Source organism: Streptomyces sp. NPDC037273 (genome assembly GCF_055603625.1).
Window position 1 is genome coordinate 270,407 of the sequence record NZ_JBVJVO010000001.1, and the last position, 26,145, is coordinate 296,551.

General features: G+C 74.0%; 17 protein-coding genes and 1 pseudogene. 11 read left to right on the forward strand and 7 right to left on the reverse strand.

The features are described from left to right. Positions 1-134: 134 nt before the first annotated feature. Positions 135-1,469: pseudogene (locus tag ACZ7G1_RS01235) on the reverse strand (MFS transporter); the annotation flags it as partial. Between the two features lie 271 nt (positions 1,470-1,740). Between ACZ7G1_RS01235 and ACZ7G1_RS01240 the strand changes: the two are divergent. The 3 genes from ACZ7G1_RS01240 to ACZ7G1_RS01250 are packed head-to-tail and all read left to right on the forward strand — an operon-like array spanning position 1,741 to position 5,549. After that, positions 1,741-3,051 (forward strand): esterase/lipase family protein, encoded by a 1,311-nt coding sequence (locus ACZ7G1_RS01240; RefSeq protein ID WP_470882489.1) that lies wholly within the window; start codon positions 1,741-1,743, stop codon positions 3,049-3,051. Between the two features lie 24 nt (positions 3,052-3,075). Next, complete coding sequence (locus ACZ7G1_RS01245; protein WP_470882491.1) at positions 3,076-4,101, forward strand: alpha/beta fold hydrolase; 1,026 nt, start codon at positions 3,076-3,078, stop codon at positions 4,099-4,101. Beyond that, positions 4,098-5,549, forward strand: coding sequence for a carboxylesterase/lipase family protein (locus ACZ7G1_RS01250; protein ID WP_470882493.1), 1,452 nt, complete (start codon positions 4,098-4,100; stop codon positions 5,547-5,549). Before ACZ7G1_RS01245 ends, ACZ7G1_RS01250 begins: the two co-directional genes overlap by 4 nt. 24 nt (positions 5,550-5,573) lie before the next feature. On the opposite strand, the gene ACZ7G1_RS01255 is transcribed toward ACZ7G1_RS01250, so the two are convergent. From ACZ7G1_RS01255 to ACZ7G1_RS01270, 4 genes are read right to left on the reverse strand one after another with little or no spacing between them, the layout of a single operon-like run. Next, on the reverse strand, positions 5,574-6,182 hold the full coding sequence (locus ACZ7G1_RS01255; protein WP_470882494.1) for a hypothetical protein: 609 nt from the start codon (positions 6,180-6,182) through the stop codon (positions 5,574-5,576). Then, complete coding sequence (locus ACZ7G1_RS01260) at positions 6,179-6,541, reverse strand: hypothetical protein (protein ID WP_470882496.1); 363 nt, start codon at positions 6,539-6,541, stop codon at positions 6,179-6,181. The genes ACZ7G1_RS01255 and ACZ7G1_RS01260 overlap by 4 nt, the downstream gene beginning before the upstream one ends. After that, positions 6,538-11,640 (reverse strand): HD domain-containing protein, encoded by a 5,103-nt coding sequence (locus tag ACZ7G1_RS01265; RefSeq protein WP_470882498.1) that lies wholly within the window; start codon positions 11,638-11,640, stop codon positions 6,538-6,540. Before ACZ7G1_RS01265 ends, ACZ7G1_RS01260 begins: the two co-directional genes overlap by 4 nt. Positions 11,641-11,696: 56 nt before the next feature. Then, positions 11,697-12,506, reverse strand: coding sequence for an SGNH/GDSL hydrolase family protein (locus tag ACZ7G1_RS01270; protein WP_470882499.1), 810 nt, complete (start codon positions 12,504-12,506; stop codon positions 11,697-11,699). A 99-nt stretch (positions 12,507-12,605) separates the two neighbouring features. Here ACZ7G1_RS01270 and ACZ7G1_RS01275 point away from each other — a divergent pair, with 99 nt between their 5' ends. Beyond that, the gene (locus tag ACZ7G1_RS01275; protein WP_470882500.1) at positions 12,606-13,007 is read left to right on the forward strand and encodes a nuclear transport factor 2 family protein; all 402 of its coding nucleotides are present in this window, start codon (positions 12,606-12,608) and stop codon (positions 13,005-13,007) included. 46 nt (positions 13,008-13,053) lie between these two features. Here ACZ7G1_RS01275 and ACZ7G1_RS01280 read toward each other — a convergent pair whose 3' ends face one another. Then, positions 13,054-14,460, reverse strand: a complete 1,407-nt coding sequence (locus ACZ7G1_RS01280) for an MFS transporter (protein ID WP_471203918.1) — start codon at positions 14,458-14,460, stop codon at positions 13,054-13,056. A 281-nt stretch (positions 14,461-14,741) separates the two neighbouring features. Here ACZ7G1_RS01280 and ACZ7G1_RS01285 point away from each other — a divergent pair, with 281 nt between their 5' ends. Next, complete coding sequence (locus tag ACZ7G1_RS01285) at positions 14,742-15,734, forward strand: hypothetical protein (RefSeq protein ID WP_470882504.1); 993 nt, start codon at positions 14,742-14,744, stop codon at positions 15,732-15,734. Between the two features lie 16 nt (positions 15,735-15,750). On the opposite strand, the gene ACZ7G1_RS01290 is transcribed toward ACZ7G1_RS01285, so the two are convergent. Further along, entirely contained in the window at positions 15,751-16,104 is a 354-nt protein-coding gene (locus ACZ7G1_RS01290) for a PRC-barrel domain-containing protein (RefSeq protein WP_470882506.1), read from the reverse strand. 144 nt (positions 16,105-16,248) lie between these two features. Between ACZ7G1_RS01290 and ACZ7G1_RS01295 the strand changes: the two genes are divergently transcribed. From ACZ7G1_RS01295 to ACZ7G1_RS01320, 6 genes are all read left to right on the forward strand, one after another. Next, entirely contained in the window at positions 16,249-16,653 is a 405-nt protein-coding gene (locus ACZ7G1_RS01295; RefSeq protein WP_470882508.1) for a hypothetical protein, read from the forward strand. Between the two features lie 81 nt (positions 16,654-16,734). Continuing rightward, positions 16,735-17,430, forward strand: coding sequence for a DUF6766 family protein (locus ACZ7G1_RS01300; protein WP_470882510.1), 696 nt, complete (start codon positions 16,735-16,737; stop codon positions 17,428-17,430). Positions 17,431-17,546: 116 nt separating this feature from the next. Then, positions 17,547-18,833 carry a geranylgeranyl reductase family protein gene (locus tag ACZ7G1_RS01305; RefSeq protein WP_470882512.1) on the forward strand — a complete coding sequence of 429 codons (1,287 nt, stop codon included), beginning with the start codon at positions 17,547-17,549 and terminating at the stop codon, positions 18,831-18,833. Between the two features lie 239 nt (positions 18,834-19,072). Further along, positions 19,073-19,930 (forward strand): DUF4132 domain-containing protein, encoded by an 858-nt coding sequence (locus tag ACZ7G1_RS01310; protein WP_470882514.1) that lies wholly within the window; start codon positions 19,073-19,075, stop codon positions 19,928-19,930. Further along, positions 19,927-24,840, forward strand: a complete 4,914-nt coding sequence (locus ACZ7G1_RS01315; protein WP_470882515.1) for a DNA-binding protein — start codon at positions 19,927-19,929, stop codon at positions 24,838-24,840. Before ACZ7G1_RS01310 ends, ACZ7G1_RS01315 begins: the two co-directional genes overlap by 4 nt. A 100-nt stretch (positions 24,841-24,940) precedes the next feature. Next, positions 24,941-26,095, forward strand: coding sequence for an ATP-binding protein (locus ACZ7G1_RS01320; protein ID WP_470877533.1), 1,155 nt, complete (start codon positions 24,941-24,943; stop codon positions 26,093-26,095). Positions 26,096-26,145 lie beyond the last annotated feature (50 nt).

The following is a 26,145-nucleotide window of genomic DNA, read 5'->3' on the forward strand; positions in this document are numbered from 1 at the left end:
CACGTAACCCCGGATCGCCCCCCCCCACCCAAAAACACCACGGCCCACCCCCCCTCCCCCTCGTCCGGGCTACCCCCCTCGGTGGCCCCCCCGCCCCCCCCCCACCCCCCCCCCCCCCCCCGGGAGCCGGTGACGGCGTCCTCGGCGATGGCGCCGAGGTCACGGTCCCGGGTCTCGCGAGCGCAGGCGATGGCCACGACCGTGAGCAGCGCCGCGGCGATCACGTACAGGGCGATCGGGGTCGAGCTGTCGTAGTCGGCGAGCAGCGCGGTCGCGATGAGCGGGGCGGGCGCGCCGGCGGCCACCGAGGAGAACTGGGCGCCGATGGAGGCACCGGAGTAGCGCATCCGGGTCGCGAACATCTCCGAGAAGAAGGCGGCCTGCGGCGCGTACATCGCCCCGTGCAGGACCAGGCCGACCGTGACGGCGAGCAGCAGCGAGCCGAAGCTGCCCCGGTCGATGAGGAGGAAGAACGGGAACATCCAGGCGCCGACGCCGACCGCGCCGATCAGATAGACCGGCCGGCGGCCGATCCGGTCCGAGAGCGCGCCCCACGCGGGGATCACGGCGAAGTGGACGGCGGAGGCGATGAGGACGGCGTTGAGCGCGGTCTGCTTGGTCAGACCGACCTGGGTGGTCGCGTACACCAGGATGAACGCGGTGATCACGTAGTACGAGATGTTCTCCGCCATCCGCGCGCCCATCGCGATGAGGACGTCACGCCAGTGGTGCCTGAGCACCGCGACCAGCGGCATCTTCTCGGCCTGCGCGGCCGACGACTTGCGCTCCTCGGCGGCGGCAAGCGCCGCCTTGAACACGGGGGACTCGTCGACCGAGAGCCGGATCCACAGACCGACGATCACCAGGACGCCGGAGAGCAGGAAGGGCACGCGCCAGCCCCAGGAGGCGAAGGCGGCGTCCGAGAGCAGCGCGGTCAGTGCGGAGAGCACACCGGTCGCGAGCAACTGCCCGGCCGGCGCGCCGGTCTGCGGCCAGGAGGCCCAGAAGCCGCGCCGCTTGGCGTCCCCGTGCTCGGACACGAGGAGGACGGCACCGCCCCACTCGCCGCCGAGCGCGAAGCCCTGCACCAGCCGCAGCACGGTGAGCAGCACCGGGGCGGCGGAGCCGACGGTCGCGTGGGTCGGCAGGAGTCCGATGGCGAAGGTCGCCCCGCCCATCAGGAGCAGGCTGAGCACCAGGAGCTTCTTGCGCCCGAGGCGGTCGCCGTAGTGGCCGAAGACGAGGGCGCCGAGCGGGCGGGCGGCGAAGCCGACGGCGTAGGTCAGGAAGGAGAGGAGGGTTCCGACCAGCGGATCGGACTCGGGGAAGAACAGCTTGTTGAACACCAGCGCGGCGGCCGACCCGTACAGGAAGAAGTCGTACCACTCGATGGTCGTGCCGATGAGGCTCGCGGCGACGATGCGCTTGAGGGAACCGGGCGGTGTGGGAGCGGTTGTTGCGGCGGCCATGAGCACCACTTCCGAGCGGGTCGCGGGGACGTTTGTGTGTCGCCACACCGTAGGAACGCGCAGGTCACCGGCGTATGTGGTGGGACACCATAGTTCGGGGCCTCGGGGTGCGTGGAGGCGCTATGGCGGGCTGCGACCACTCGCAGGGCTCGGTTTGTGTGGCTCACCCATATGCCGCGTGTGGGCGGGTCCGCCTACCGTGTGCGGACCCGGTGCCGGGACGGCCATCGGGCGGACGCGCCGAGAGCGCATGAGAGGGAGAGGCCGGAACATGGCCGACAGAACGAGTCCTGGACGCCGGTGGCGGCTGCGGGCGGCCCGGGTGATGGCCGTGGTGGGGGTCGTCGCGGCCGCCGTGGTGGCGCCACCAGCCGCGGCGAGCGGGGCGACGGCCGCCACCACACCCTCGTACCTCACCCTTGAGGCGACCTACGGGGCCGGGACCGTCACCAACGGCTGGGAGCGTGTCGAGCGCTACCTCGACACGACCACAGGCTTCCGTACGGAGGGCTTCCCGCCGGACGGACGCGGGGACCAGGACGGCAAGCGGGTCACGTACTTCGGCGGGGTCTCGCGGCCCTCATCGGGCCGGTTCCTGCTCTACTCGGCGCCCGGCTGGAACACCGGCACCGCCACCACCCCCGTCCTCCTCGTCCACGGCGCCAACGACACCGCGGACCGAGCCTGGGCCAACCCCGGCGAATCCGGCGGCTATGGCTGCGGCGCCGCCACCTGCCCGTCCACCGGCCTCATGCAGTACCTCTCCCAGCGAGGCCACCGCGTCTTCGCCGTCGGCTTCGCCCACAAGCAGGGCGACAACCTGATGCAGGCCCAGATCGTCGGCGACGCGATCGCCGCCATCAAGGCCAAGCTGGGCGTCACCAAGGTCGACCTGGTCGGCTGGAGCAAGGGCGAGATGTCGACCCGCGCGTACGTGTCGTCCGTCAAGCCCGGCTGGGGCCGCGCCTACGCCGGTGACGTCCGCCGGCTGATCACCATCGGCGGCCCGAACGGCGGCTACGACTACCCCTACGCCCACGGCTGGGCCCACGACTTCTCCATCTGGCCCGCCTGCGGCGGCCAGGTCAACGCGCCCTCCCCGCACTCCCACATGACCTGCTACGGCACCTACACCGCACGCCCCGAGTTCTCCATGACCCCGTCCGGCGGCTACGACAACTACCCCGGGCAGCGCCAGATGCTGGCCCGCTGGGACGGCGTGTACGGAGTCGACGGCGCCGCCCAGGACTGGTACACGACCTACTACGGCGGCCAGGGCTTCTACACCGCGGGCAGCGGCATCCAGGCCGCCATCGACGCCGGATCGCTGATCGCCCCGCTGCACAGCGCCGGCGTACCCGCCTCCGTCACCACCTACCTGCTCGCCGGCGGATCCGCCGACATCGTCGGCATCTTCAACGAGAACCGCGGCCCCAGCGACGGCGTCGTCTTCACCTCGAGCGCCCTCGACACCACCGGCATCCCCACCGTCGGCGGCAAGGCCACTGTCGCCTCCGCCAACCACCTCGAACTGGGCTGGCACAGCACCGCGGCCGCCCAGGTCGCCACCTGGCTCTCCTGACGACACCGCGACAAGGACCCGCACATGACCACGTTCTCCACCCGCCGCGTCGCCACCGGACGACTGACCCAGCAGATCACCGAGACCCGCCCCGAGGGCGAACCGGTCGTCTTCGTCCACGGAAACGTCTCCTCCTCCCCGTTCTGGCACACCACCATGGACGCGCTGCCGGAGGCGTACCGAGGCATCGCCGTCGACCTCCGCGGCTTCGGCGGCACCGACCCGCTGCCCGTCGACGCCACCCGCGGCCTGCGGGACTACGCCGACGACCTCGCCGAGCTGCTCACGGCCCTCGGCATCGACCGGGCCCACCTGGTCGGCTGGTCGATGGGCGGCGGCGTGGTCATGCAGTTCCTGCGGGACAACCCGGCGGCGGTACGCTCCCTCACCCTGGTCAACCCGGTCTCCCCGTACGGCTTCGGCGGCACCCACGGCGTCGAGGGCACCCTCAACTCCGAGGACGGCGCCGGATCGGGCGGCGGCACCGCCAACCCGGACTTCGTCCGGCTGCTCGGCGAGGGCGACCGGGGCGAGGACTCCCCGCTCTCGCCGCGCGCCGTCCTCGCGGCCTGCTACGTCAAGCCGCCGGTGCGCTTCGAGCAGGAGGACGCGTACGTCGAGTCCATGCTCACCACCCGCCTCGGCGACGACCACTACCCGGGCGACAGCACCACGTCCACCGCCTGGCCCGGCATCGCGCCCGGCACCCGGGGCGTGCTCAACTGCCTCGCACCGATCCACTTCCGCGCCGACGACCTCGACCTCGTCGAACCGAAGCCGCCGGTCCTGTGGATCCGCGGCGAGGACGACGTCATCGTCTCCGACACCTCGATGTTCGACCTCGCCCACCTCGGCGCGATCGGTGCCGTCCCGGGCTGGGACGGCACCCCCGCCCAGCCGATGGTCGCGCAGACCCGGCACGTCCTCGACCGGTACGCGGCGGCCGGCGGAGCCGTGAGGGAGGTGGCCGTGCCCGACGCCGGGCACTCCGTCCACCTCGAACGGCCCGAGGAGTTCGGCAAGGCGCTGATCGAGGTCCTGTCCGCATGACCGTGTGCCGTACCCGGCAGGGGGAGGTCCGCGGCCGGACCTCCCCCGACGGGGTCACCTCGTTCCTCGGCATCCCGTACGCCGCCCCGCCCTTCGGCGCCCTGCGGTTCCGCGAACCCGCCCCGCCCCAGCAGTGGACGGGCGTCCGCGACGCCACGGCCCACGGGCCGACCGCCCCGCACGCCCCCTACGCCCCGCCCTTCGACACCCTCATCCCGGAGAACGACATCCCGGGCGAGGACTGCCTCAACCTCGACATCCGCACCCCCGCGCCGGACCCGGGCGCCCGCCTGCCCGTGATGGTCTGGCTGCACGGCGGGGCGTTCACCAACGGCTCGGGATCGGCGTCCGGCTACGACGGAAGCGCCTTCGCCCGCGACGGCGTCGTCTGCGTCACGCTCAACTACCGCCTGGGCTCCGACGGTTTCCTCCGGCTGCCCGACCGCCCCGACAACCGGGGCCTCCTCGACCAGATCGCCGCACTCCGCTGGGTACGGGACAACATCGCCTTCTTCGGCGGCGACCCCGACCGCGTCACGGTCTTCGGCGAGTCGGCCGGCGCGATGAGCATCGGCGCACTCCTCACCACCGAAGCGGCCCGCGGCCTCTTCCGGCGGGCCATCCTGCAGAGCGGGGCCTGCCACCACTTCCTGCGCCCGTCGTCGGCCCGGCTCATCACGGCCCACCTGGCGGAGAAACTCGGCATCGAAGCCACCCCCAAGGCCTTCGACGAGGTCCCGCTCCCCGAACTCCTCGCCGCGCAGGCGGAGCTGCGTACCGAGATCACCACCGACCCGGACCCGGCGCGATGGGGCGAGGCCGTCCTCAACATCATGCCCTTCGAACCCGTGCTAGCGGAGCTCGCCCTTCCCGGCCCCGACCTCGGCGTCGACCTCCTCATCGGCAGCAACCGCGAGGAGTACCGCCTCTTCCTCGTCCCGACGCGGCGCCTCCACGTCTTCCCGGAGTCCTCGCTCCACGCCATGACCGCGGCCTACGGCCTCGACCCCGCCGAAGCCCTCCCCGTCTACCGCGACGCCCGCCCCGGCGCCACACCGGGCGAACTCCTCGACGCGGTCGCCACCGACTGGTTCTACCGCATCCCCGCCATCCGCCTCGCCGAGGCCGTACCCGGCTCCCACCTCTACGAATTCGCCTGGCGCTCACCCCGGTTCGACGGCGACCTCGGCGCCTGCCACGCCCTCGAACTGCCCTTCGTCTTCGACCGCCTCCACGACCCCTCGTACGCGCCCCTCCTCGGCGAGCACCCGCCCCAGGCCCTCGCGGACGCCATGCACGGCGCCTGGACCGCCTTCGCCACGACGGGCGACCCCGGCTGGCCCGCCTACGACACGACCACCCGAACGACCATGACCTTCACCACCGACCCCACCGCCGTCCCCGACCCGCGCCCCGGGGAACGGCTCCTCTGGGAGGGCGTCCGCTGACGGACCCCCTTCCTCCGTGCGCGGTCACGGGGCCGTGCCGCAGGCCCGGGTCGGACGCAGGCTCACGACCTCGGCCTGCGGCACGGACACCACACCGCCGTCGGCCGTGCGGACGGACACCCGCCGGCCGTCGGCGTCGACCAGCTCTCCACAGGCACCGCCGCCACTCCCGGTCCGCAACTGGACCAGGGTCGCCGGGGCACCGCCCGTCGTGAACCAGGCGAGGAGCACCGCCCCGACCACCAGGACCACGCCCAGGACGCAGCACACGGCGGCGCGGGCCAGCGCCCGGGTCACCCGCGCCACCTCGTCCTCGGTCCAGCGGCGCAGCGCCTGGCCGCCGAGCAGAATCCTGTGCCCCGGCACCCCGTGCGCGGCCCGCACCGCGAGCAGCGAACCCACCACCAGCAGCACGAACGCGGACACCAGAAGTCCGGTCGCGGTGGTACGCGCCCACACCGGAAGGTCCGCCAGGTTGTCCCGGCCCTTCAGCAGCACGAGCACGGCCAGGAGCGTCGTCAGCCCCGTCAGTCCGGTGCGCCAGCCCTCGGCCTGCCGGCGCAGCTCCGGCAGCCGGGTGAACTCCAGCTCACGGGCCCGCTCGGCCCAGCGCCGGTCCGCGTGCGCGCTCACCGGACGCGCCAGCTCGCCCCGCACCCGCGGAACGAGGTGTCCGGCGGGCACTGCGGATGCGCGTGCCCGCACTCGCAGAAGTGCGTCTCGTCGGTCAGCGGATCGGGCTCGACCGCCGTGTCCCGCGCCGCCGCCCGGTCGCCGAGCAGCCTCCCCAGGACCCCCTTGGTCCCGGTCCCCGGCAGTGCCCACGGGAACAGCGTCTCCGTCCGGCCGTGACAGCGGGGGCACGGCCCGGCGACGACGATCCCCTCACCGGGCACGGTCCGCCGCGTGAACAGCGCGGAGTCGACCTCCCCGAGATCCTCCTCCGCGTACACCGTGCCGTGGTCGTGCGAACGGGCGGGGGTGCTCGTCATACGTCGTCCTCGTCCTCGTCCTCGTGCGGTTCCGCGGGCTCCACTTCGAGCCCGAACATCGTCGCGTACACCCGCAGCCGCTCCCGCACCCAGGCCCGCGTCTCCCCGACCGCCCGGGCGGCCGCGGCGACCCGTTCCCGGGTGACGGGCCCGCTGAGCGCGGGCAGCATCCCGTCGAGGCGCTCGGAGAGGATCGCCAGATCCTGCCAGCGGGGGACGACGGAGGGCACACCGGTGATCGGTGGCACTCCTCCTTCGAGGACGAGGCACGGCCTGACGCGCTCCCACGTCTCGCTGACCGGCTCCCCGAGCCGGCCGGCGACGCTCACGAGGTCGAGCGGCACCAGCGGGGCGCCGGCGGGGGAGACGCGGTGGTCCGGGTCGACGGTCGCGATGAGGCGCGGGTCGGGCACGCCGGAGGGCAGGGCGGCCAGCGTCTCGTCGTCCAGGGCGGGGACGAGGGCGCCGATCGCTCGCAGGGGTGCGAGGGTCTCGTAGGCCTCCCGTACGGCGACCTCGCGCTGACGGGCGTAGGCGAGCAGGTTCCTGGGGGTGAGCGGGGTCCAGGTGGGGGTCTCGCACCACTCGCGGTCCTCGTCGAAGCCGTACGTGACGAGCGCGCTGGTCTCCTTCCACGACGGACGGAACTTCCTGAGCTCCTTGGGGAGTTCCGCCGCCGTCAGTTCCGGTCCGAGCTCCAGGCGCTCCGCCTCGCGGTTCGCCGTCTTCCACAGATAGGAGAGCTTCTCGCGCAGCTGCTCGCTCGCGGTGAACAGGACGGCCGGGGTGGCGGCGGCCGGGTAGTCGGCCGCGTCCCAAGAGGGATCGGCGCCGGAGAAGGCGTACTTGCTGGGCGTCGGGAGCTCGCTCCAAGCCCGCATCAGGGGCCCGGCGTCGGGCACGGACACGCCGGCGGCACGCAGCTCGTCGACGGTCCAGGAGTAGTCCCCCCAGGTGCTCGTGTGCGGCCGGACGAAGGCGAGGTCCGGGAGGGACACGCCACCCTCGAGGGGGATGCCCTCGTCGTGCAGCCAGCGCACGAGCTGCCCGGTGTCGGGCGACGCCGTGACCGACCGCCCCGCCGATCCCTTCGTGTAGCGCCGCCGGTGGGCGAGGCCGAGTGCCTGTGCCTGGGCGGCGAGGATGCGCTCCGCCTTGTGCAGGGGGATGTCCCACTCCGCGGACAGATCGAGGGTGGCGGCCCACGGGAGCGCCGCGCGACCGTCGCCGGCGTCGAGGACGTAGTGCCGCAGGAGGTGGAAGAGTTCGTACGGCACCGACGCCCAGCTGGCCACGGCCTCCGGATCGGGGACGGGCCGCAGCCAGTCGAAGGCCGTGACCGTGCGCAGTGCCTCCTCCGAGGAACGTCCGGTGTCGAGCACCGCCGCCCGGAGGTCCCACGGGGTGAGGGTCGGCCGCCAGTTGTGCTTGGCCACCCGGACGTAGAGCAGGGACAGCTCGTCCTGGGTGACCACGTGGTCGCGATGGTGCTCGGGCACGGTGGGGACCGGCGTGGCGAGGAACGGCGCGTACTTGGCGCACGCCTCCGCCAGTTCCCCGAGCTCCGAGTGGTGCTTGGCGGAGGCGCGGACGATGCCCGAGAGGTCCCCCACCGGGTGCCGGTAGTAGATCGTGGCGTCGTCGGCGGACCCGCGAGCCGTGCGCGTTGCGCTCCCGACGGTGACGGTGATGTTGCCGTAGGGATCCCGCTCCGGACCCTGAAGCCCGTTGATGACGCGCAGGTCGGTGTAGGACGGCGTCCAGTCCAGGTCACCGGTGCCGAAGACCGGCGGGGCGGCGAGCGACGGATGTGTGACCCGCAGGGCTCGGGCCGCGCGGAGCACCTCCGCGACCTCGGCCTGCTGGCTGTGGGCGACCTTGACGGCGTTGCGCCAGTCGCCCTGGACGTGGTCGGCGATGTCCGACCAGCCGGGCCGCGGCACCGGATGGCCTTCGAGGGAGGCGGGCGCCGGTTCGAGCTGTGCCCGGAGAGGGCGACCGAGGGCGGCGCTCCGCCAGGGCAGGACGGCGCGGTGGAGGTCGCTCACCTCACCCACGGCGTTGGCCCGTCCGCCCACGGCCGTGTCCAGCCTGAACCAGCCGACCTCGTCGAGGTCGACCGTCCGGCCGTGCCCGGCGTCGATCCGGACACCCCGGCCGCGCCACTCCTCCCACAGGGTCCGGGCGATGCTGGGGGCGCGCAGCTCCATGGTCCACAGCCATTCGAGGGTCAGTCCGGGCCACTCGGCCAGGGCCGGGGCGCCCCGGCGGATCTGCTCGAACGCCCACCGGGCGTCGTACTCCTCCAGCTTGTTGCGGTTGACGCTGAGCTTGCCCCGGTACTCGCCCGACAGGTTGAGGACGTAGCCGACCGTGCCCTCGTCGGTCACGATGCCGTCGCAGACGATCGCCCCCTTGCCCTGCACCCACCACAGGGTGCCGGGCACCGCCTCGACGGCCGATTCCGCCGCCACCGCGAACGAGCCCTCGCCCGGCTGCAGGACACCGGCGGGCCAGGCCGCGCCCCGGCCCTCCTCGTCCCGTACCTCCAGGTCGAACTCGCTGACCAGGACGTGGGAACGGAGGGCGGAGAGACAGGAGGCGTGGGTCATGTGGCGGTCGTGGCGGAGGTAGAGACGCACGCGCGTACCGCCGTCCGGGAGGTCCGTGGCGCCGCGCTCGTCGACCTCCCGGACCCGGAACAGGCTGCCGCTGACGGGGATCTCCACGCGCAGGGCCTTGTCGGCGGCCTTGCCGTCGGGGCCGACCGGGCGGGTGACGATGACCATCTCGTCGGCCAGCATGAAGTAGCTGAACACGCCGATGCCGAAACGGCTGTTGGGGTAGAGGCGCAGGGACCGGTCCTGGCGCAGCCAGGCGGCCTGCTCGCGGCGGAAGGCCTGGGACTGGTCGAACCGGCGGCCCGCCTGGGTGAAGGTGGACCTGAGCTGGCCTTCGGTCATGCCGACGCCGTTGTCCAGGCACTCCACGTAGCGGCCGCGTTCGTCACGGCCCGTTCTGATGCTGATGCCGCCCGCCCAGGGTCGGGGCGCTTTGCCGCAGCTCTGCAGGTAGCGGACGCGCATCTCGCGGTAGCGGCAGGCGTCCAGGGCGTTCTGGTACAGCTCGCGCAGGGCGAGTGCCGGCTTGCCGTCGTACAGCTCCTCGCCCATGAGCAGGCGCCGGATCTCCGTCTGCGCGAGGGAGAAGCGCGTCAGGGGTACGTCGTAGGCGTCGAGGCCGTGCTGTTCGGCGGGCCGGAGCCGGTGGACGGTGAGGCGGGTCGGCAGGCCGCTGAGCAGGGCGCCCTCGTCAGGGGGGAGCCGTTTGACCGACTCGGCGAGCACGTGGACGAGTTCGTCGGCGTCCTCGACGGTCGAGGTGAGCGCGGCGTGGATCGCCGGATGCGGACACACGGCGTCCAGGTGGAGGTACCCGGGCGCCTCCCCGGTCCGGTCCAGATCCCACACGGCGTCCCGCAGCACCGTGATGACCTCGTCCGGCACCACCGGGTCGGAGACCCTGAGGTGCTCGGCGATCACCTCGGGCATCCGGCGGGCGTCGAAGGACAGCAGTCCCGCCAGTCGGAGCAGCGCGGCCAGCGGGCGCGTGCGCAGGCGCTGCGGCGTCTTGCGTACGACGTGACGGTCGGGCAGCGTGTGCCGTCGGCCCTCCGGCGGCTCCCCGAGCGCGAGGCCCGCGGCCACCGTCCGCAAGGCGCCCGAGAGTTGAGCGGCCCGGCTGGTCGCGGCCGTGCCCTCGCCGACCGTGCTCCCCTCAAGGAGGCGGGTCACGAACGCGGCGCACCACACCTCGGGCACGGCCTCCTCGTCCGTGGCGAACCGTTCGGCGATCCACCGGTGGGTCAGCCAGAGCGCCACGGCGTTCCGGTCGTCCGAGGGGTCGGAGTCCCACCAGTACCAGCCCGTGAGCTTGTCGGTGATCTGCGGATGCTGCTCGGTGATCTGCTCGAAGTGCCGCCGCTGGTCGTCGGCGTCGGTCCTGCGGCGCACCGACCGCGGCCGGACCTCGTGGGCCTGGCTCAGCCGGTCCGCCCACGCCGCCTCGTGCAGCAGCACCCCGGCGATCAGCGCCGTCACCTCAAGCGCCGACAACTCGGCGTCCTTGGGAAGCAGCGTCGGCAGCACATCGCGCAACAGCCGTACGGGGAACTCGTCGTCCGCCCACGGATCGCGCAGCCGCCGCTGGGCGTGGTGCACCTGCCGGGCCACGTCGGCGGCCAGGCGGGCCAGCGCGTCCTGGAAGCCCCCACGGGCCTCGTCGTCGGCGGCCGGCACGTGGTCCCAGAGCGCCTGTATTCGCACGGCCTCCTGCCACGCCTCAAGCAGGCGCCTGCCCTCGGCGACCTCCCGCGCCTTGGTTTCGTCCTCGCGGTCGGACCCGTAGTGGATCCGCACCTGCTGAGACCCGGCCCGCGCCCGTCGTGCCAGGTCCCGGGTCTCACGCCGGGCCACCTCGTAGACCTGGCTGACCGTCGTGGCCTCGGTCAGCGGGTCGAAGGCCCGCGCGAGGGCGAGCGAGAAGAAACTCCCCGCTTCCGTGCAGCCTCCGCGCTCGCCGGGCCCGCACCCGGTCATGACGGCGTAGCCGGAGCGGGGAGGCCCCGCGAGGATGCGGCTGCCGAACGCCGTGTCCCCGCCGTCCTCGGGCGATCGGCAGGCGTCGACGAGCCACAGGACGGTGTCGGCCGCGCAGTCGTTGAGATAGCGGCTGATGTCGGCGTCGAGGAGGGACTCGCGGACGTGGGGCTGGTCCCAGCTGCCGCGGGTGGGGCTTTGGCCGTCCGGGTTGGGGGTGGCGCGGGCGTCGGCCGGCACCAGGTAGTCGGTGTCCCCGACGCGTACGCCGTGCCCGGTGAAGTGGAGCAGCAGGGTGCTGCCGGGAGCGGCGCCCGCCGCGAGGGCGGTGATCCGCTCGGTGATCTCGTTGCGGGTCGGGTCGCGCAGGGTCTCGACGACGTAGCCGCTGCCGCGCAGCGCCGTGTCCAGCGCGGCCAGGTCGGCGTCGACCGTGGCGCCGAGCGGGGGGAGGTGGTGGGCGACGCCGGGGTTGTCCCGTACGCCGATCAAGAGCGCCACACGACTCACGCCTGCCACACCCGGCCCCCTCGGTATCCCCGCATCCCCTCCGAAGATCACATGATGACATCCGGGCGGGGGCTCGGCTGACGCTCCATCGGAGTGAGCTCGGGGCGCTTGGCGGTCCGGTCGTCTCCGGAGGAGCGACCGCGCAGCCGGCGCCCCAGCCACGGGCCCAGGAACTCGGAGGCCCAGCGCAGTTCGCCCGCGAGGCCGCCGGAGGCGCGGTCCGGGGGAGTGGGCAGCGGACGTGTCCACGAGTCGTCGCTGCCGGGGAGCCCGAGGGCGTGGGCGACGGCGGCGGCGATGCGTTCGTGGCCGAGCGGGGCGGAGTGCAGACGGTCCCGGCTCCACAGCCGCAGGTCGCTGACGACCTCGTGGTGCGCGGTCTCCGCGACCACCACGCCGTGCCGGCCGGCGGCGGCGCGGATGCGCTCGTTGAGGGCGGTGACGCGGTGGCGTACGGGCCTGGCCGCCGGGATGACGCGGGTGACGTCCGGGAAGGTGAGCGTGGCGACGCGCGCCCCTCCGGCGGTCAGCGCGGCGAACATCGCCTCCAGGTGGCCCGCGACCTCGTCCGCGTCGAACCGGGGCCGCAGCAGGTCGTTGACCCCCGCCACCACGGTCGCCAGATCGGGCCGCAGCGCGAGCGCGGGCGCGAGCTGTCCGGCGCGGACCTCGCCCGCGACGCGCCCCCGGACGGCGAGGTTGGCATAGCGCAGGTCCGGGTTCTCCCGGGCCAGCTGCTCGGCGAGCCGGTCGGCCCAGCCGCGCAGCCCCGTGGCGTCGTCGCCGTCGCCGAGCCCTTCGGTCTGGCTGTCGCCGAGGGCCACGTACCGTGCGAAGCGAACCGGTGTGGCGGTCATGGGCAGCGCCTCTCTCCTGGAGCCGTGGACACCCGTCGGTCCGCACCGTAACCTCCGATGCACCTATTCAAAAAATTGACTAGATGAACAGGTGGTCCCGTGCACCCCTTCCGTGAAGCCGTGGAGAACCGCGACCCGGCCGCGATCGAGGCGCTCCTCGCCGACGACGTCGTCTTCACCAGCCCCGTCGCCTTCAAGCCCTACTCCGGCAGGCCCGTCACCGCCGCCATCCTGCGCGCCGTGATGCGCGTCCTCGAGGACTTCACCTACGAACGCGAGTTCGCCGACCCCGACGGCCCCGGCCACGCCCTCGTCTTCTCGGCCACCGTCGGCGGCAAGCGCATCCAGGGCTGCGACTTCCTCCACTTCGACCAGGACGGAAAGATCGACGACCTCACCGTCATGGTCCGCCCCCTCTCCGCGGCCCACGCCCTCGCCGAGGCCATGGGCGCCCAGTTCGACCGGATCGGCAGGGAAGCGGGGGAGGCCGCGGGGGCGTGACCCCGGCGTCGCGGGCGTCCCGCCGGCCCCGGCGTGAGGACCGCCGTCACCCGCCCTTCCTCGCCGCGGACTTGGATCCCGCCGCGCGCGCCGGGACCAGGAGGAAGAGGCCGCAGGCCGTCACGAGGAACCAGCCCGGACGGGTCGCGGCCGCCAGATCGGCGGGGGCGGTGCCGGCGAGGAGGCCGCCGGCGACGGCGATGCCGACGGCGGCGCCGACCTGGCGGGAGGTCGAGGTGATCGCGCCCGCCACGCCGGCCTGGGACGACGGCAGGCCGCTGACCGCCGTGTTCGTCAAGGGGGCGTTGGCGAAGCCGAAACCGATGCCGATGGCCAGGAGCGCCACCAGGATCAGCGGCATGCCGGTGTCCTCGTCGAGGCCCACCAGACACAGACCGCCCAGGGCGGTGAACCCGCCCGCGAGGAGCAGCGGGGGGGGGGGGCCCAGGCGCCCCACCAGACTCCCGGACCAGGGCGCGCACAGCGTGGCGCCCAGCGCCATGGGCAGGGTCGCCGCGCCGGCCGCGAGCGGTGACAGACCGCGCGTGTGCTGGAGATAGAGCGTGTTGAGCAGCAGCGTGGTGTTCAGCGCGACGAACACCGCCGTAGCCCCGACCACCGCCGAGGCGAACGACGGCCGCCGGAACAGGCCCAGGTCCATCAGCGGCTCCTCCCGCCGCAGTTCCACCCGTACGAAGCCGGCCATGGCCGCCGCCGTCACCACGTAACCGCCGAGAGCCACCGGCGACGTCCAGCCGAGCCGGGGCCCCTCGATCAGCAGCGCGACCGACAGGCCGAGGACCACGGTCAGCAGCACCTGGCCGGGAAGGTCGAGCCGCCGGGCGCGCTCACCCCGCGACTCCGGCACGAACACCACGATCAGCGCGAGGGCCAGCACCACCACCGGCACGTTGAACCAGAACACCGAACGCCACCCGAACGCCGCGATCAGCGCCCCGCCCGTGACCGGCCCCGCCGCCATGCTCAGCCCGAACACCGACGCCCACACCCCGATGGCCCGCGCCCGCTCCCGCGCGTCCGGCATCGCGTTCACCACGATCGCCAACGCGACCGGACTCAGCATCGACGCCCCGACCCCCTGTACGGCCCTGGCGGCGACCAGCACCCCGAGCGACGGCGCGAGCGCGCACGCCAGCGACGCCAGGCCGAAGACCACCAGCCCGCACTGGAAGACCCGCCGCCGCCCGAACCGGTCCGCCAGCGCCCCCGAGACGATGAGCAGCGAGGCCATCACCACGGTGTAAGAGTCGACGACCCATTCGAGGCCCCGCGTCCCCACGCCGAGCCCCCGCCCGATCTCGGGCAGCCCCACATTGACGATCGTCGTGTCCACCCCCACCAGGAACATGCTCAGCGCGCAGACCGCAAGCACGGTCCAGCGTCCGCGCGCGGTCAGCGGGCCCGGTGGAGTGGCTGTGGACGTCGTGAGCACGGGAGTTCCCCCTTCGACAGGACCGGACGCCGATGCCGGCGCCGACACCGCCCAGGCTCGGCCCAGGGTGATCCACGGAGCCAGGAACTTTGCGAAGACGGCAAAAAAGTTCGCCGGTCGGGGCCGTCGGACGCGACGCGCCGGTCGGGTCCGTCCCCACGCCGGAGCGGCACCCCCTGTTCCGGAACAGCGCCCCGCGCGGGTGATCGCGGCGCGTCATCCGGCGCACGCCGGGCCGCCCGGGCCGTGTCCCCCGCCCCGGTACGACCACAGTGGGCGGCGTGGATGTCGACCAGGTCACCGACGAGCTGTACGCCCTCAAGCCCGCCGACTTCGTACCGGCCCGCGACCGGTACGTCGCCCAGGCCCGCCAGGCGAAGGACACCGCCGCCGCGAAGGCCGTCGCGGCCCTCCGCCGCCCCACCCTCGCGGCCTGGGCGGCGAACCTGCTGGCCCGGCAACGGCCGGAGGAAGCCCGGGAGTTCCTCACCCTGGGGGCGACCCTCAGGGAGGCCCACCGCACCCTCGACGCCGACCGGCTGCGCGCGGCGACCCGCCGGCAGCACCAGCTCGTCGCCGCCCTCGCCCGGCTGGCCACCGACCTGGCCCGAGACGCCGGCCAGCCGGTCGGCCCCACCGCGGCCCACGAGATCGATCAGACCCTCCACGCGGTGCTCGCCGACCCCGACGTCGCCGAACAGTGGTCCAGCGGCCGCCTCGTGAAAGCGCCCGCCGCAGCCGTCGGCTTCCCGGCCGTCGCGCCGGAGGCGGTGGCGGCCGGCACCCGGAGGACGGCTGCTGGGCCCGAGAAGGCCGGTGCGTCCGGGAAGGCCCGCGCGTCCGGGAAAGCCGGCGCGCCCGGGAGGTCCGGCGCGCCCGGGAGGTCCGGTGCGTCCGGGAAGGCCCGCGCGTCAAGGAAGGCCGGTGCCTCGGAGGAGCCCGACCGTGCGGCCTCGGAGCGCGCGCGGGAGCTCGTACAGGCCCGGAAGGCGGCACAGGAGGCGGCCGAGGAGGCGACTGCCGGGGTCGGGCTGCGGGAGCGGGAGCTTCAGGAGGCGCGGGACGCGCGGCGGGAGGCGGCCGGGCGGGCCGGGGAGGCCACGGAGCGGGTGCGGCGACTGGAGCAGGAGCTGCGGGAGGCCAGGCGTGTCGTCCGTGACGCGGCGGCGGACGAGGCGGGGGCCGCCGCGGAGGTCACGGCGGCCGAGCGGGCGCTGCGGGAGGCCCGGGGGGTCGCGGCGCGGGCCGCCCGCGAGGTGGAGCGGCTGGGGTAGACGACCGGGCGGTGCGTCACATGTGGGGCTGGCCGTAGTAGCGGGCGAACTGTTCGAGGTAGCTGGGTTCGCCGGCGTACTTGGCCTCGTCGAACTCGGGGGCGTCCTTGATGTGGTCCTTGGTGCGGCCGACGTAGACCTTGTGCTCGGCGGTGTCGACGCGGGTGATCGTGCCGGCGGGCAGGAGCACGCGACGGCCGAAGATCCAGGGGCCGGTGTCGACGACGAGATAGGAGGAGCCGACGTCGGCGGAGTGCTTGTCGATCTTTCCGATGGAGCCGTCCGTGGCTTCGACGTCGTAGCCGATGAGGTCGAGTCCCTGCTCGTATCCGCTGCTCGGGTGGTGGGTCCAGATCTCGCGGTCACTCATGGCGACACCTCTTCTCTGCCCCATGGTCTCGTGGCCCGGCGGCCCACGCACGTCGTCACGCGCGGTGACCCGAACGGGTGGACGGCGCGGCAGGGCGGCCTCGCGGGCCGTGGTGCGGCGGGACCGGGAAGGCAGGGTGGAGGCGTGAGAGTTCCGCTGCTCCTCGGAGCGATGACGGCCGTGCTGGTCCTGTCGGGGTGCGGCGCGCCGCGGGCGCGCGAGGACGGCGCGACCACGGCGGGCCGGGCCTTCGAGGAGGCCCTCTCCGCCGGCGAGTTCCGGGCGGCGTGCGCGCTCCTCGCTCCCGGAAGCCGCGAGCAGCTCGTGGAGGACGAGGGGAAGCCCTGCGAGGAGGCGCTGCCGTCGCAGGGCCTGCCACGGGGCGGCGGTGTGCGGAGCGTGGACGTGTACGGCCGGCAGGCCTTGCTCCGGCTGCGGGGCGAGATCCTCTTCCTGTCGCAGTTCGACGAGGGCTGGCGGATCACCGCCGCCGGCTGTGTGCCCGAACCGGGCGACGAGCCGTACCGCTGCGCCCTGAAGGGGGCATGAGGTGAGGTCCTTGTTCGTGGCGTGCGTGCTGACCGTCGTGGGCGGTCTCGCCTACTTCACCGTGATCGGAATGATGCACCGGTGACGGCCGACCGGACGGGGAAGCCGGGTTTCTGGCGGTCGAACAGCCTGACCCTCGGTTTCGGAGCGGCGTTCCTGGTCGTCCTCGCCGCCCAGGCCGTCGCGGGGCGCGCGGAGTTCAACGAACAGCTCGCCGTCGAAGGACTCCAGCAGATCGGGCTCGGGGATTACCTGACGTCCTCGGACTTCGCCGTCGACGTCACCGAGAACTGGCAGTCCGAGTTCCTGCAGTTCTTCCTGTACGTCTTCGGCACGGTCTATCTGCTCCAGCGCGGCTCCCCGGAGTCCAAGGAGCTGCACAAGGCGGGTACGGAGAGCGAGCGCGAGCAGCGCGTCGGCGACCACGCGCGCGTGGACTCGCCCCGGTGGGCCGGCACGAAGGACTGGCGGCAGGCCGTCTACTCCCGCTCGCTCGGCCTCGTCATGGCCGTCTTCTTCCTGATGTCCTGGCTGGCCCAGTCGATCTCCGGCGTCGCCGCCTACAACGACCTGCGCCTTCGCCAGCTCCAGGCACCCGTCGGCTGGCTCTCGTACGTCGGTTCCGCGGACTTCTGGAACCGGTCGCTGCAGAACTGGCAGTCCGAGCTGCTGGCCGTGGCGGCGATGGCGATCCTCTCCGTCTACCTGCGGCAGCGCGGCTCACCGGAGTCCAAGCCCGTCGGCGCGCCGCACCATGCCACCGGCGTGGAGGGGTGACGGGTCGGTCCACCGTTCGGATGTCTCGTGTGACGCGTGATCAAAGCGGGTGCCGGTGGGTACGGATGGGGAGCCCCATCCCCTTGTTCACGCCGGTCGCAGCAGAGGAAGAACTCATGGATCTGTCTCCCCACCACGACTCGGCGGACGTCATCGTCGTCGGAGCGGGACCCGCCGGGTGCGCGACCGCGTACCACTTGGCGCTGGCGGGGCACGATGTCCTGCTGATCGAGAAGGCGACGTTCCCGCGCGACAAGATCTGCGGGGACGGCCTCACCCCGCGCGCGGTGAAGGAACTCGTCGGCATGGGCGTGGACATCGACGGCGACGGCTGGGTCAGGACGCGCGGCCTGCGCGCCCACGGCTCGGGGCGCACGGTGGAGATGCCGTGGCCGGACGTGGCCTCCTTCCCCGACTTCGGGCTCGTCCGCAGCCGGATGGACCTCGACGAGCTGCTCGCCCGCACGGCGGTGACGGCCGGCGCGCGACTCCTGGAGGGCACCAAGGTCACCGGTCCGGTCATCGACCCGAGGACCGGGCACGTCAGCGGTGTGACGGCCGAGGCCGAGGGCGGCACCCGCACCTACCGGGCGCCCCTGGTCGTCGCGGCCGACGGCGCGTCGAGCCGGCTGGCCGTCGCCCTGGGACTGCACCAGCGCGCGGACCGGCCGATGGGCGTGGCGGTCCGCCGCTACTACACCGTGCCGGAGCACGACCAGGACAAGGACCGGCGTCACCTGGAGGCCTGGCTCGACCTGGAGACGCGGGACGTGCGCGGCCGGACCTACATGCCCTTCGGGTACGGCTGGGTCTTCCCCGTGGGCGGCGGGACGTTCAACGTCGGGCTCGGCACCTTCCACGTCGGACGCAAGCCCGAGGTCGACCACCGGCGGATGTTCAGGGAGTGGACCGCGCGCATCGCCCCGGAGCGCGGCTTCGACGACGACCACGCCACCGGCCCGCTCCGCGGCGCACCCCTGCCCGCCGGCCTCAACCGGCGCCCCCAGTACACCCGAGGGCTCCTCCTCACCGGGGACGCCGGCGGCATGATCAACCCGCTGAGCGGCGAAGGCATCGACTACGCGATGGAATCGGGCCGCCTCGCCGCCGACACCGTCACGCGCGCGTACCGGCGGACCGGCGCCCACGCGCGCGAAGAGGCCCTCCACGGCTACCCCGACGCCGTACGCGCCACCTACGGCCGCTACTTCACCATCGGACGTCTCGTCGTCCAGGCCCTGAACCAGCCGCGCGTCATGAAGCTCGTCGCCACGCGGAGCCTCAGCCGCCCCCTCACCCAGCGCTTCATGTTCAAGCTCTGGGCCAACCTCACCGACCCGCACAGCAAGGACGCCCTCGACCGCGTCCTCACCGCCATCCAGCGGGCGGTCCCGGCGGCCTGACGCCCCGTCCGCCCGTTCGGTCCGCCTGCTCGATCCGCCCTCTCGATCCGACCCCCGGCCAGCGCCTCGCGCGCCGCCCGGGGGTTCGTCCGTCCTCCTCACGGGGCGCCGGTGGCACCCCGTGCGGCGTTGTCAGTGGCCCTGGATAGTCTCCACCGCATACCGCAGCTCCGGGGGTCGTGACCCCGTGGTTCCAGCTGCGCGGAAACCGTGACGGGACAGACGGAGGGGCGTGGCTGATGGCGTGGCTGACAGCGGGTGAGGGGTACGAGGTCACCCTGGACGACGGGCGAGTGGTGGCGCGGCGCGCCGGGGGACGGCAGCTGAAGACGCTGCCGAAGGCGCTGCGCGACGAGCCCGAGGTCGACCGGCTGCGCCGGCTCGCCGAGTGGCTGGACCGGCACGAGGCCGCCTGCGTGGCCCAGGTCGACACGTGGATGGTGTCCTCGCTGCCGGTGCCGACCGAGCTGATCGCCCGGGTGTGGCCCGACGAGGCCTGGCAGTCCGCGCTGCGGGACATGGCCGTGGTCGGCGACGACCCGGACGAGGTCGGCTTCCTGCGGGACGTCACCGCCGACGGCGAGCTGAAGCTCGTCGACCTCGACGGCGAGACCGTACGGCTCTCCCCGCGCACCGTCACCCTCCCGCACCCGGTCCTGCTGCCCGACCTGGACGACGTACGGGACTTCGCGGCCGAACTCGGCATCACCCAGCGGGTGGAGCAGATCCACCGTTCCACCTGGACCGGTCCGGGCACCGGACACGCGGAGACGGCCACCGAGGTACGGGAGTACGCGGGCGGCAAGTTCGCCTCCCGTTTCGGCCTCGCGGCCCGGGCCACCGGGCTCGGCTACCGGGTGTCCGGGGGCTACGCCACGTGCAAGGTCCGCGACGGCGGCCGCGTCATGGAGGCGTCGGTGTGGATCGGCGAACCGTACTGGGACGGCGAGTCGGAGACCGGCGCGCTGACCTGGCACGACGAGAACGGCCGCGCGGTGCGGCTGGGCGAGGTCGGGCCGGTGGCCTGGTCCGAGGGAATGCGCATGGCCGCCGCGCTCTACGCCGGCCGCACGATCGAAGAGGGTGGGGACAAGTGACCAGCAAGACCGTTTCCGTCAACGCGGAGCTCCTCAAGGCCGGTGCGGTGCTGCCGCCCGGCGCCGAAGGCGCGGGACCCTCGGCCGTCGACATGACCGCGCGGACCTACCGCCACCCGGTGCTCGGCGACGACCGGGTCGTCATCCGGCTGACCGCCGCCGAACTCGGCCCCGCCGAGGACCTCGCCGCCGGCTTCCTCGGACTCGAACCCCAGGGCGAGCCCGCCGTGGTGGGCCTCGGCCGGCGCAAGGAACTCGGCTTCCCGGAATGGGTCCTCGTGCACCACCCGGGGGACGGTCACCACGCGCTCGCGGTCGTGCCCGAGCTGGACCGGCTCGCCCGACAGGCCAAGACCAAGCCCAAGGCCGCCCTTGACGCCTGCCACGAACTGGCCGGGCGGCTCGCCTCCGCCGTCCCGCACTTCCTGCCCGTCTTCTACGAGCAGTCGGCGCGGATCTTCCTCGGCGTCGAGAACCCGACGTACGCGGGCCAGCTCTTCGGCCGCGCCCGCACCAGCGAGGCCCAGCACGGCCTCACCGTCGACGAGGACCGGCTCGACGCGGTCTTCCTCGAATTCGCCCTGGCCGGAGCCCTGCCCGTGAAGGTGCTCGCCGGCTACGGCAAGGAGCTCGCGGCCCGGCTCGCCCCCGACGAGGCCTACGAGCGGTTCAGGCGGCTGTGCGTCCGCCGGACCGCCGGCGGACTCGCCCCCTCCGCCCAGGCCGCCGTCGAGCTGCGGCGCCTGGCCCGCGCCGCCGGACTCTCCGGCGACGAGGCCGAGCAGCAGTACCTCGCCGAACTCCTGCCGCTCCCCGCCACCCTGCGCGCGGCGACCGGCTGGTGGAAGGCCCACCGCACCGCGCTGATCGCCCTGGCCCGCCGTGCCCCCGACGTCCGCGGCACGCTGCTGTCGATCATGCCGTCCGGCGACGACGCCGGACTGAGCGACCTGTGGCTGGACATCCTCGCGAAGTCCGGCGCGGACGCGGGACTCACCGGAGCCGACGTGCCGCCGGAGGAGCGGAGCCCCGACGGCACCGCCGGCTGGCTCGAACGCTTCCACGCGGCCCGCCACCGCGGCTGGGGCCCCCGCCCGACACCGCCCGCCCTCCTCGACCTGGTGCACCGCGCCGCGGACCGGCTGCGCACCGACCTCGCCGACCGCGCCGACGGCGAAGGCCCCCTGCGGATCGGCGTCGAGGACGCCGACCTCCTCGACCTGCTGCTCTCCCTCGAACTCCCCGTCGCCGACCCGCACGAGGACACCCGCAACGGGCGCGGCCCCCACCTCAACCTCTCCGACTGGGCACGCGGGGAACAGCCCCGCGACCTCGCCGCACTCGCCGCCGACCCGCGTTTCCGCCCCGCCTTCCGGCGCGCCGCGAACAGCTACAACAGCGCGTCCTCCGGCGAGGACGTCATGATCCGGCTGGCCGGAGCGGCCGGTGGCCGCCCGATGCTCACCGAGTGGATGCGCGAGGTCGCCCGCGACTCGGTGGCCGCCGGACTGCCCGGACTGCCGCAGGCCATCGCCCGCCTGTCCTGGCTGCCCGCCGAGGCGCTCGCGCTCGCACCCGACGAGGTCGCCGCCGCCGCGGGCGCCGACCTCGGCGCGACCCTGGCGCGCACCCTGCGCGGCGGCCTCTGGGAGGAACTCCGCTGGCCGGCCTGGGAAGAGGCGCTCGCCGAGCTGTCCCCGCACCGCGACCGGCACGACGACCTCACCGTTGTCGAGGCCTGGCCCCACCTGATCGTCGCGAGCACGACACGGGTGAAGGTCATCGACGCCGACGGCACCGTCCTCACCCACGACCTGCGCGTCCCCACCGGCCACTCCTACCGGCACGGCTTCCACTACGTCGACGGCGCCCTCCTCGTCTTCTGGAGCGACTACCGCGACAGCGCCGGGCTCCAGGGCTACTGGCACACCGCCCCCGACACCGTCTTCACCCTGGAGGGCGACGCCAACCATTGGTCCCTCCGCTCACAGACCCCCACCCTCCCGCTGCCCGGCGGCGGCCGCGCCACCGGCGGCGGAGTCCTGCACCGCGGCGACACGAAGCTGCCGCGCGAGCGCCCGCTGCTCTCCGACGGGACCTCCTACTGGGTGTGGGAGGCCGGAGAGCGCCACGAGGACGGCGGCTGGGCCGAGTACGACCCGGCCGAAGGCACCCACGGCCGCCGCTCCCAGCCCGGCTTCCTCGCCGACGCCCTCCGCCCGCACGCCACCGGCGCCCGACTGAACGCCCGTTCGTCCTGGCTCAGGCCCGCACCCGCCGTCCACGGCTCGGCCCTCGGCACCCCCGCCGGCGGACTGCTCGGCTGGCGCGTCGTACGCCTCCCCGGCCACGGCTGGCACGCCGAGGACACCACCGGGCGCACCGTCACGCTCCCCGAGGGCTCCGACCTGCCGCTCGCCGCCGTGACGTTCCCCGGCGACGACCGGCCCAGGGCCGTCACCCACCAGTGGCGCAAGCTCTCCCTCACCGACCCCGACGGCGTCGTCACGACGACCGCCGAAGGCGACCGACACGACCTCTACGGCACCCCCAGCGTCACCCTGCCGCCGCTCTCGCACCTGTACGCGCTCCGCGCCCGGGACGCGGAAGGCTCGGCGGCGCTCCGCGCGGCCGACGCCGAGACGGCCGGCACCCTCATGAAGGCCGCCGCCCGCGCGGAGAGCGTCAAGGACCTTCCCGCACTCGTCGGCTCCGCCCTGCCCGCCGTCACCTCGCCCGAACTCATCGCAGGCGTCGTACGCGTCCTGCGCTTCGCACTCCGGCAGCAGGAGGCCCTCGACTCCGTCGCCGCCCGGCTCGACCCCGCCGCCGCGCCCGCCGGGACCCGCGCCGAAGGACCCAGCGACCGGCTCCTGAGCGAAGCCCTCAACGGCATCGCCGGCACCGGCTACTACCGGTCCGGCGCCGACGAGGACGTGGCCCACCACTTCCTCGGCGACCTGGCCGCCGCACGTGCCGACACCGCCGCCGAGCCCAGGCCCGGCCGCACCCACTTCGACCTGCCCCCACTGCCGTACTCCACCCTGCCGTTCACCACCCTCCTCGACGAACCCGCCGCGCTCGCCTACCGGGCCGTCGCGCCCGGCAGCGGCGACCGGCACCGCGCCGCGCTGCTCGGCCTGCTCACCCAGGTCGACGCCCTCGGCCTCGCCTCGGCGGCCGGCTCCGCCGCCCACTGGCGCCGCGTCCTCGTCCACCTCGGCACCCCGCACCTCCACACCCCCGACGGCCTGCCGCACAGCACCTGGCACCGCTGCGTCCTGCCGCTCGGCGGCGGCGCCGCCCTCGCCTTCACCGAACACCACACGGACGTCGCCGACGGACGCGAGTTCGGCGCGCTCCTCCACGACCCGACCGGCCGCTTCGACATCCCCGGCCCCTACACCCCGCGCGGCGACGCGCCCGTCGGCGACCGCACCCGCCCCACGGACTGGCTCACCGCCTTCCTCCGCGAGGCGACCACCCGCGCCGAAGCCCCCTTCCACCCCGAAGCGGCCGACGAGTTCAGCCGCCTCACCGGCGCCTCCGGCGCCCTCGCCCGGCTCGTCCTCGTCGGCATGCCCGGCATCGACAGCTGGGAGAACAACTTCCTCCCCGCGGACCTGCGCAAGACCCTCGGCCTCAAGGTCGCGGAAGCCGCCCAGGCCCGCGACGAACTCCGCGCCCTCCCCATCGAGGCCCGCAGGGCCGTCGTCGCCGCCCTCGTGCCCGCCGACCCGGCCCGCCTCTGGACCGAAGGCCCCGACGTGCCGGCCGCTGCCGCCGAATGGAACACGCGCGTGGGACGCCGTACCCAAGTGCCCGACTGGCTCACCGCCGAGGCCGCCCGAGCCGCCCGCAGCGGCTGGCCCGTCCACCGGGCCCTCCCGGCACTCCTCGACCCGCCGTCCTCACCCGAACTCGGCACCGACGTCGCCTGGCACATCGAGCGCGACCGCCCCGTGCCCGTCACCCCCACTGACGACCCCTTCACCAGCTCCGTCCTCACCGGCTCCCTGAGCCTCACGGCCTGGCTCGCCCACCGCCTGCCCGCCGGCGACCCGCTGCGCGCCAAGCTCCCCGCGGCCCTCGACGCCGTGCGCCGACGCCTCGCCGCACCCGAACTCCTCGTCGCCGTCGGCCGCTACACCTCCCTCGCCGAGTTCCGCAAGATCGCGGGCACCCCCACCGAAACCACCCCCGACCACGAGCGGTACGGCGCCGTCCTCATGGCCACCCACGACGAACAGCCCCAGCCCGCGCTGCGCCCCGCCCTCCTCGACTCCACCGGCTCCGACCCCTACCTCGCCGCCCTCCGCGGCCCCGACCACCACCCCACCGCCGTCGAAGCCGCCCTCCACCGCGCCCACGACCCCGCCTTCGCCCGCCTCCTCACCGACCCCGGAGCGCCCGCCGCCGGCACCACCGACCCCGACGGCACCTGGTGGCCCCAGGACCCCTCCCGCTCCGTCCCCGCCCTCGTCGAGGAAGTCGCCGCCACCCACGGCCTCACCCCCGACGCCGCCACCCTCTACCTCATGCTGCTCGCCCTCCCCGACCCCACCGACCGCAACACCGCCCGCTGGACCGGCTGGAAGCCCGCCCGCCTCAAGGCCGCCCGCACCGAACTCTCCGCCACCCCCCTCGTCCTCCCCGCCACCCGCTCCCGCGCCGGCCGCTCCCTCTTCCTCCCCGGCGCCTGGTCCGACCAGCCCGCCCCCGGCCTGCCCGTCGAGCAGTGGAAACTCGCCCTGTACGGCCCCGTCGCGGGCGGGCGGCCCCTCCTGGGAGCCCTCGTGCCGCTCGAACCGGTCGCCGAGCTCTTCGCCCGCGCCTGGCGACGAACCCTCGACGGTGACGTACCGCGCTTCGAGGAGCTGAAGGTGAAGCGCACGAGGCGCCGTCGCTGACCGGCGGCCCGAACCGCCCCCGGCTCCCCCCCCCACCGGGACCCGGCACTCGCCGGGTCCCGCGACCCCGAACTCGCACACCCCCCGGAGGAATCCCCGCATGACCGTCACCGAACAGCACGCCCCGGCCCGGCAGGTCCAGCCGGCCGAGGAGCGGTACGCCGCGGAGCTCGCCTTTCTCGCCGCGCAGGACACCGGGCCGCGCCCGCCGGGCTGGGCGCTCACGCCACGGGCGGTCGTGACGTTCGTCTGTGGCAGCGACGGCGTCGAACTGGCACTCCCGGCGCGCAAGGCGGGCCTGCCGTCGAAGCTGGAGATCGCGCCCAAGTTCGTCGGCGAGCGCGCGCTGGTCGAGCGCTGCGTGGTCACGCTCGCCGGCGAGCGCGGACTGCTGCTCACGGGCGAGCCCGGCACCGCCAAGTCGATGCTGTCGGAGCTGCTCGCCGCCGCCGTCAGCGGCACCAGCGCCCTCACCGTCCAAGGCACGGCCGGCACCACCGAGGACGCCTTCCGCTACGGCTGGAACTACGCCCTGCTGCTCGCCCAGGGCCCCACCCCGCAGGCGCTCGTGGACTCGCCCGTACTGGCCGCCATGCGCACCGGGCGCGTGGTCCGCGTGGAGGAGATCACCCGCTGCCTGCCGGAGGTGCAGGACGCCCTGGTCTCCATCCTGTCCGACCGCCGGATCACCGTCCCGGAACTGACCGCCACCGAGGACGCGGTCGTCGGCGCGGTACCGGGCTTCACCGTCATCGCCACCGCCAACCTGCGGGACCGGGGCGTCTCCGAGATGTCCGCCGCCCTGAAGCGCCGCTTCAACTTCGAGACCGTCGACCCCATCGCGGACGCCGACGCCGAAGCCGTCCTGATCCGCCGCCAGGCCGTCGCAGCGGTCCAGCGCGCGGGCGCCGCCTTCAGCGTCGACGACGCCGTACTCGACGCCCTCGTCACCGTCTTCCGCGACCTTCGCTCCGGCCGCTCCACCGAGGGCTGGGACGTCGAACGCCCCGGCACGGTCATGTCGACCGCCGAAGCGGTCCAGGTGGCCGCCTCCCTCGGCGTCGCCGCCGCTTACCTCCCCGGCGGCGACGTGCTCGACCTCCTCCCCGGCCACCTCCTCGGCGTCGTCCGCAAGGACGACCCCGCCGACCACTCCCGTCTCCTCGGCTACTGGGACGGCCCCGTCCGCCGCCGCGCCGAAACCGGATCCGCCATGTGGCGCCGCCTCTGGGACCTCCGTGGGAGCCTGCGTTGACGGCCTCCGCGACCGGCGAGACGACCGGGGAGACGATCGGGGAGGCGACC

Excerpts from the sequence above, each read along its gene's own strand:
- ACZ7G1_RS01320 (WP_470877533.1), top strand. The coding sequence starts at position 24,941 with ATGACCGTCACCGAACAGCACGCCCCGGCCCGGCAGGTCCAGCCGGCC.
- ACZ7G1_RS01290 (WP_470882506.1), bottom strand. The coding sequence starts at position 16,104 with ATGAGTGACCGCGAGATCTGGACCCACCACCCGAGCAGCGGATACGAG.
- ACZ7G1_RS01240 (WP_470882489.1), top strand. The coding sequence starts at position 1,741 with ATGGCCGACAGAACGAGTCCTGGACGCCGGTGGCGGCTGCGGGCGGCC.
- ACZ7G1_RS01260 (WP_470882496.1), bottom strand. The coding sequence starts at position 6,541 with ATGACGAGCACCCCCGCCCGTTCGCACGACCACGGCACGGTGTACGCG.
- ACZ7G1_RS01250 (WP_470882493.1), top strand. The coding sequence starts at position 4,098 with ATGACCGTGTGCCGTACCCGGCAGGGGGAGGTCCGCGGCCGGACCTCC.
- ACZ7G1_RS01245 (WP_470882491.1), top strand. The coding sequence starts at position 3,076 with ATGACCACGTTCTCCACCCGCCGCGTCGCCACCGGACGACTGACCCAG.
- ACZ7G1_RS01305 (WP_470882512.1), top strand. The coding sequence starts at position 17,547 with ATGGATCTGTCTCCCCACCACGACTCGGCGGACGTCATCGTCGTCGGA.
- ACZ7G1_RS01270 (WP_470882499.1), bottom strand. The coding sequence starts at position 12,506 with ATGACCGCCACACCGGTTCGCTTCGCACGGTACGTGGCCCTCGGCGAC.
- ACZ7G1_RS01310 (WP_470882514.1), top strand. The coding sequence starts at position 19,073 with ATGGCGTGGCTGACAGCGGGTGAGGGGTACGAGGTCACCCTGGACGAC.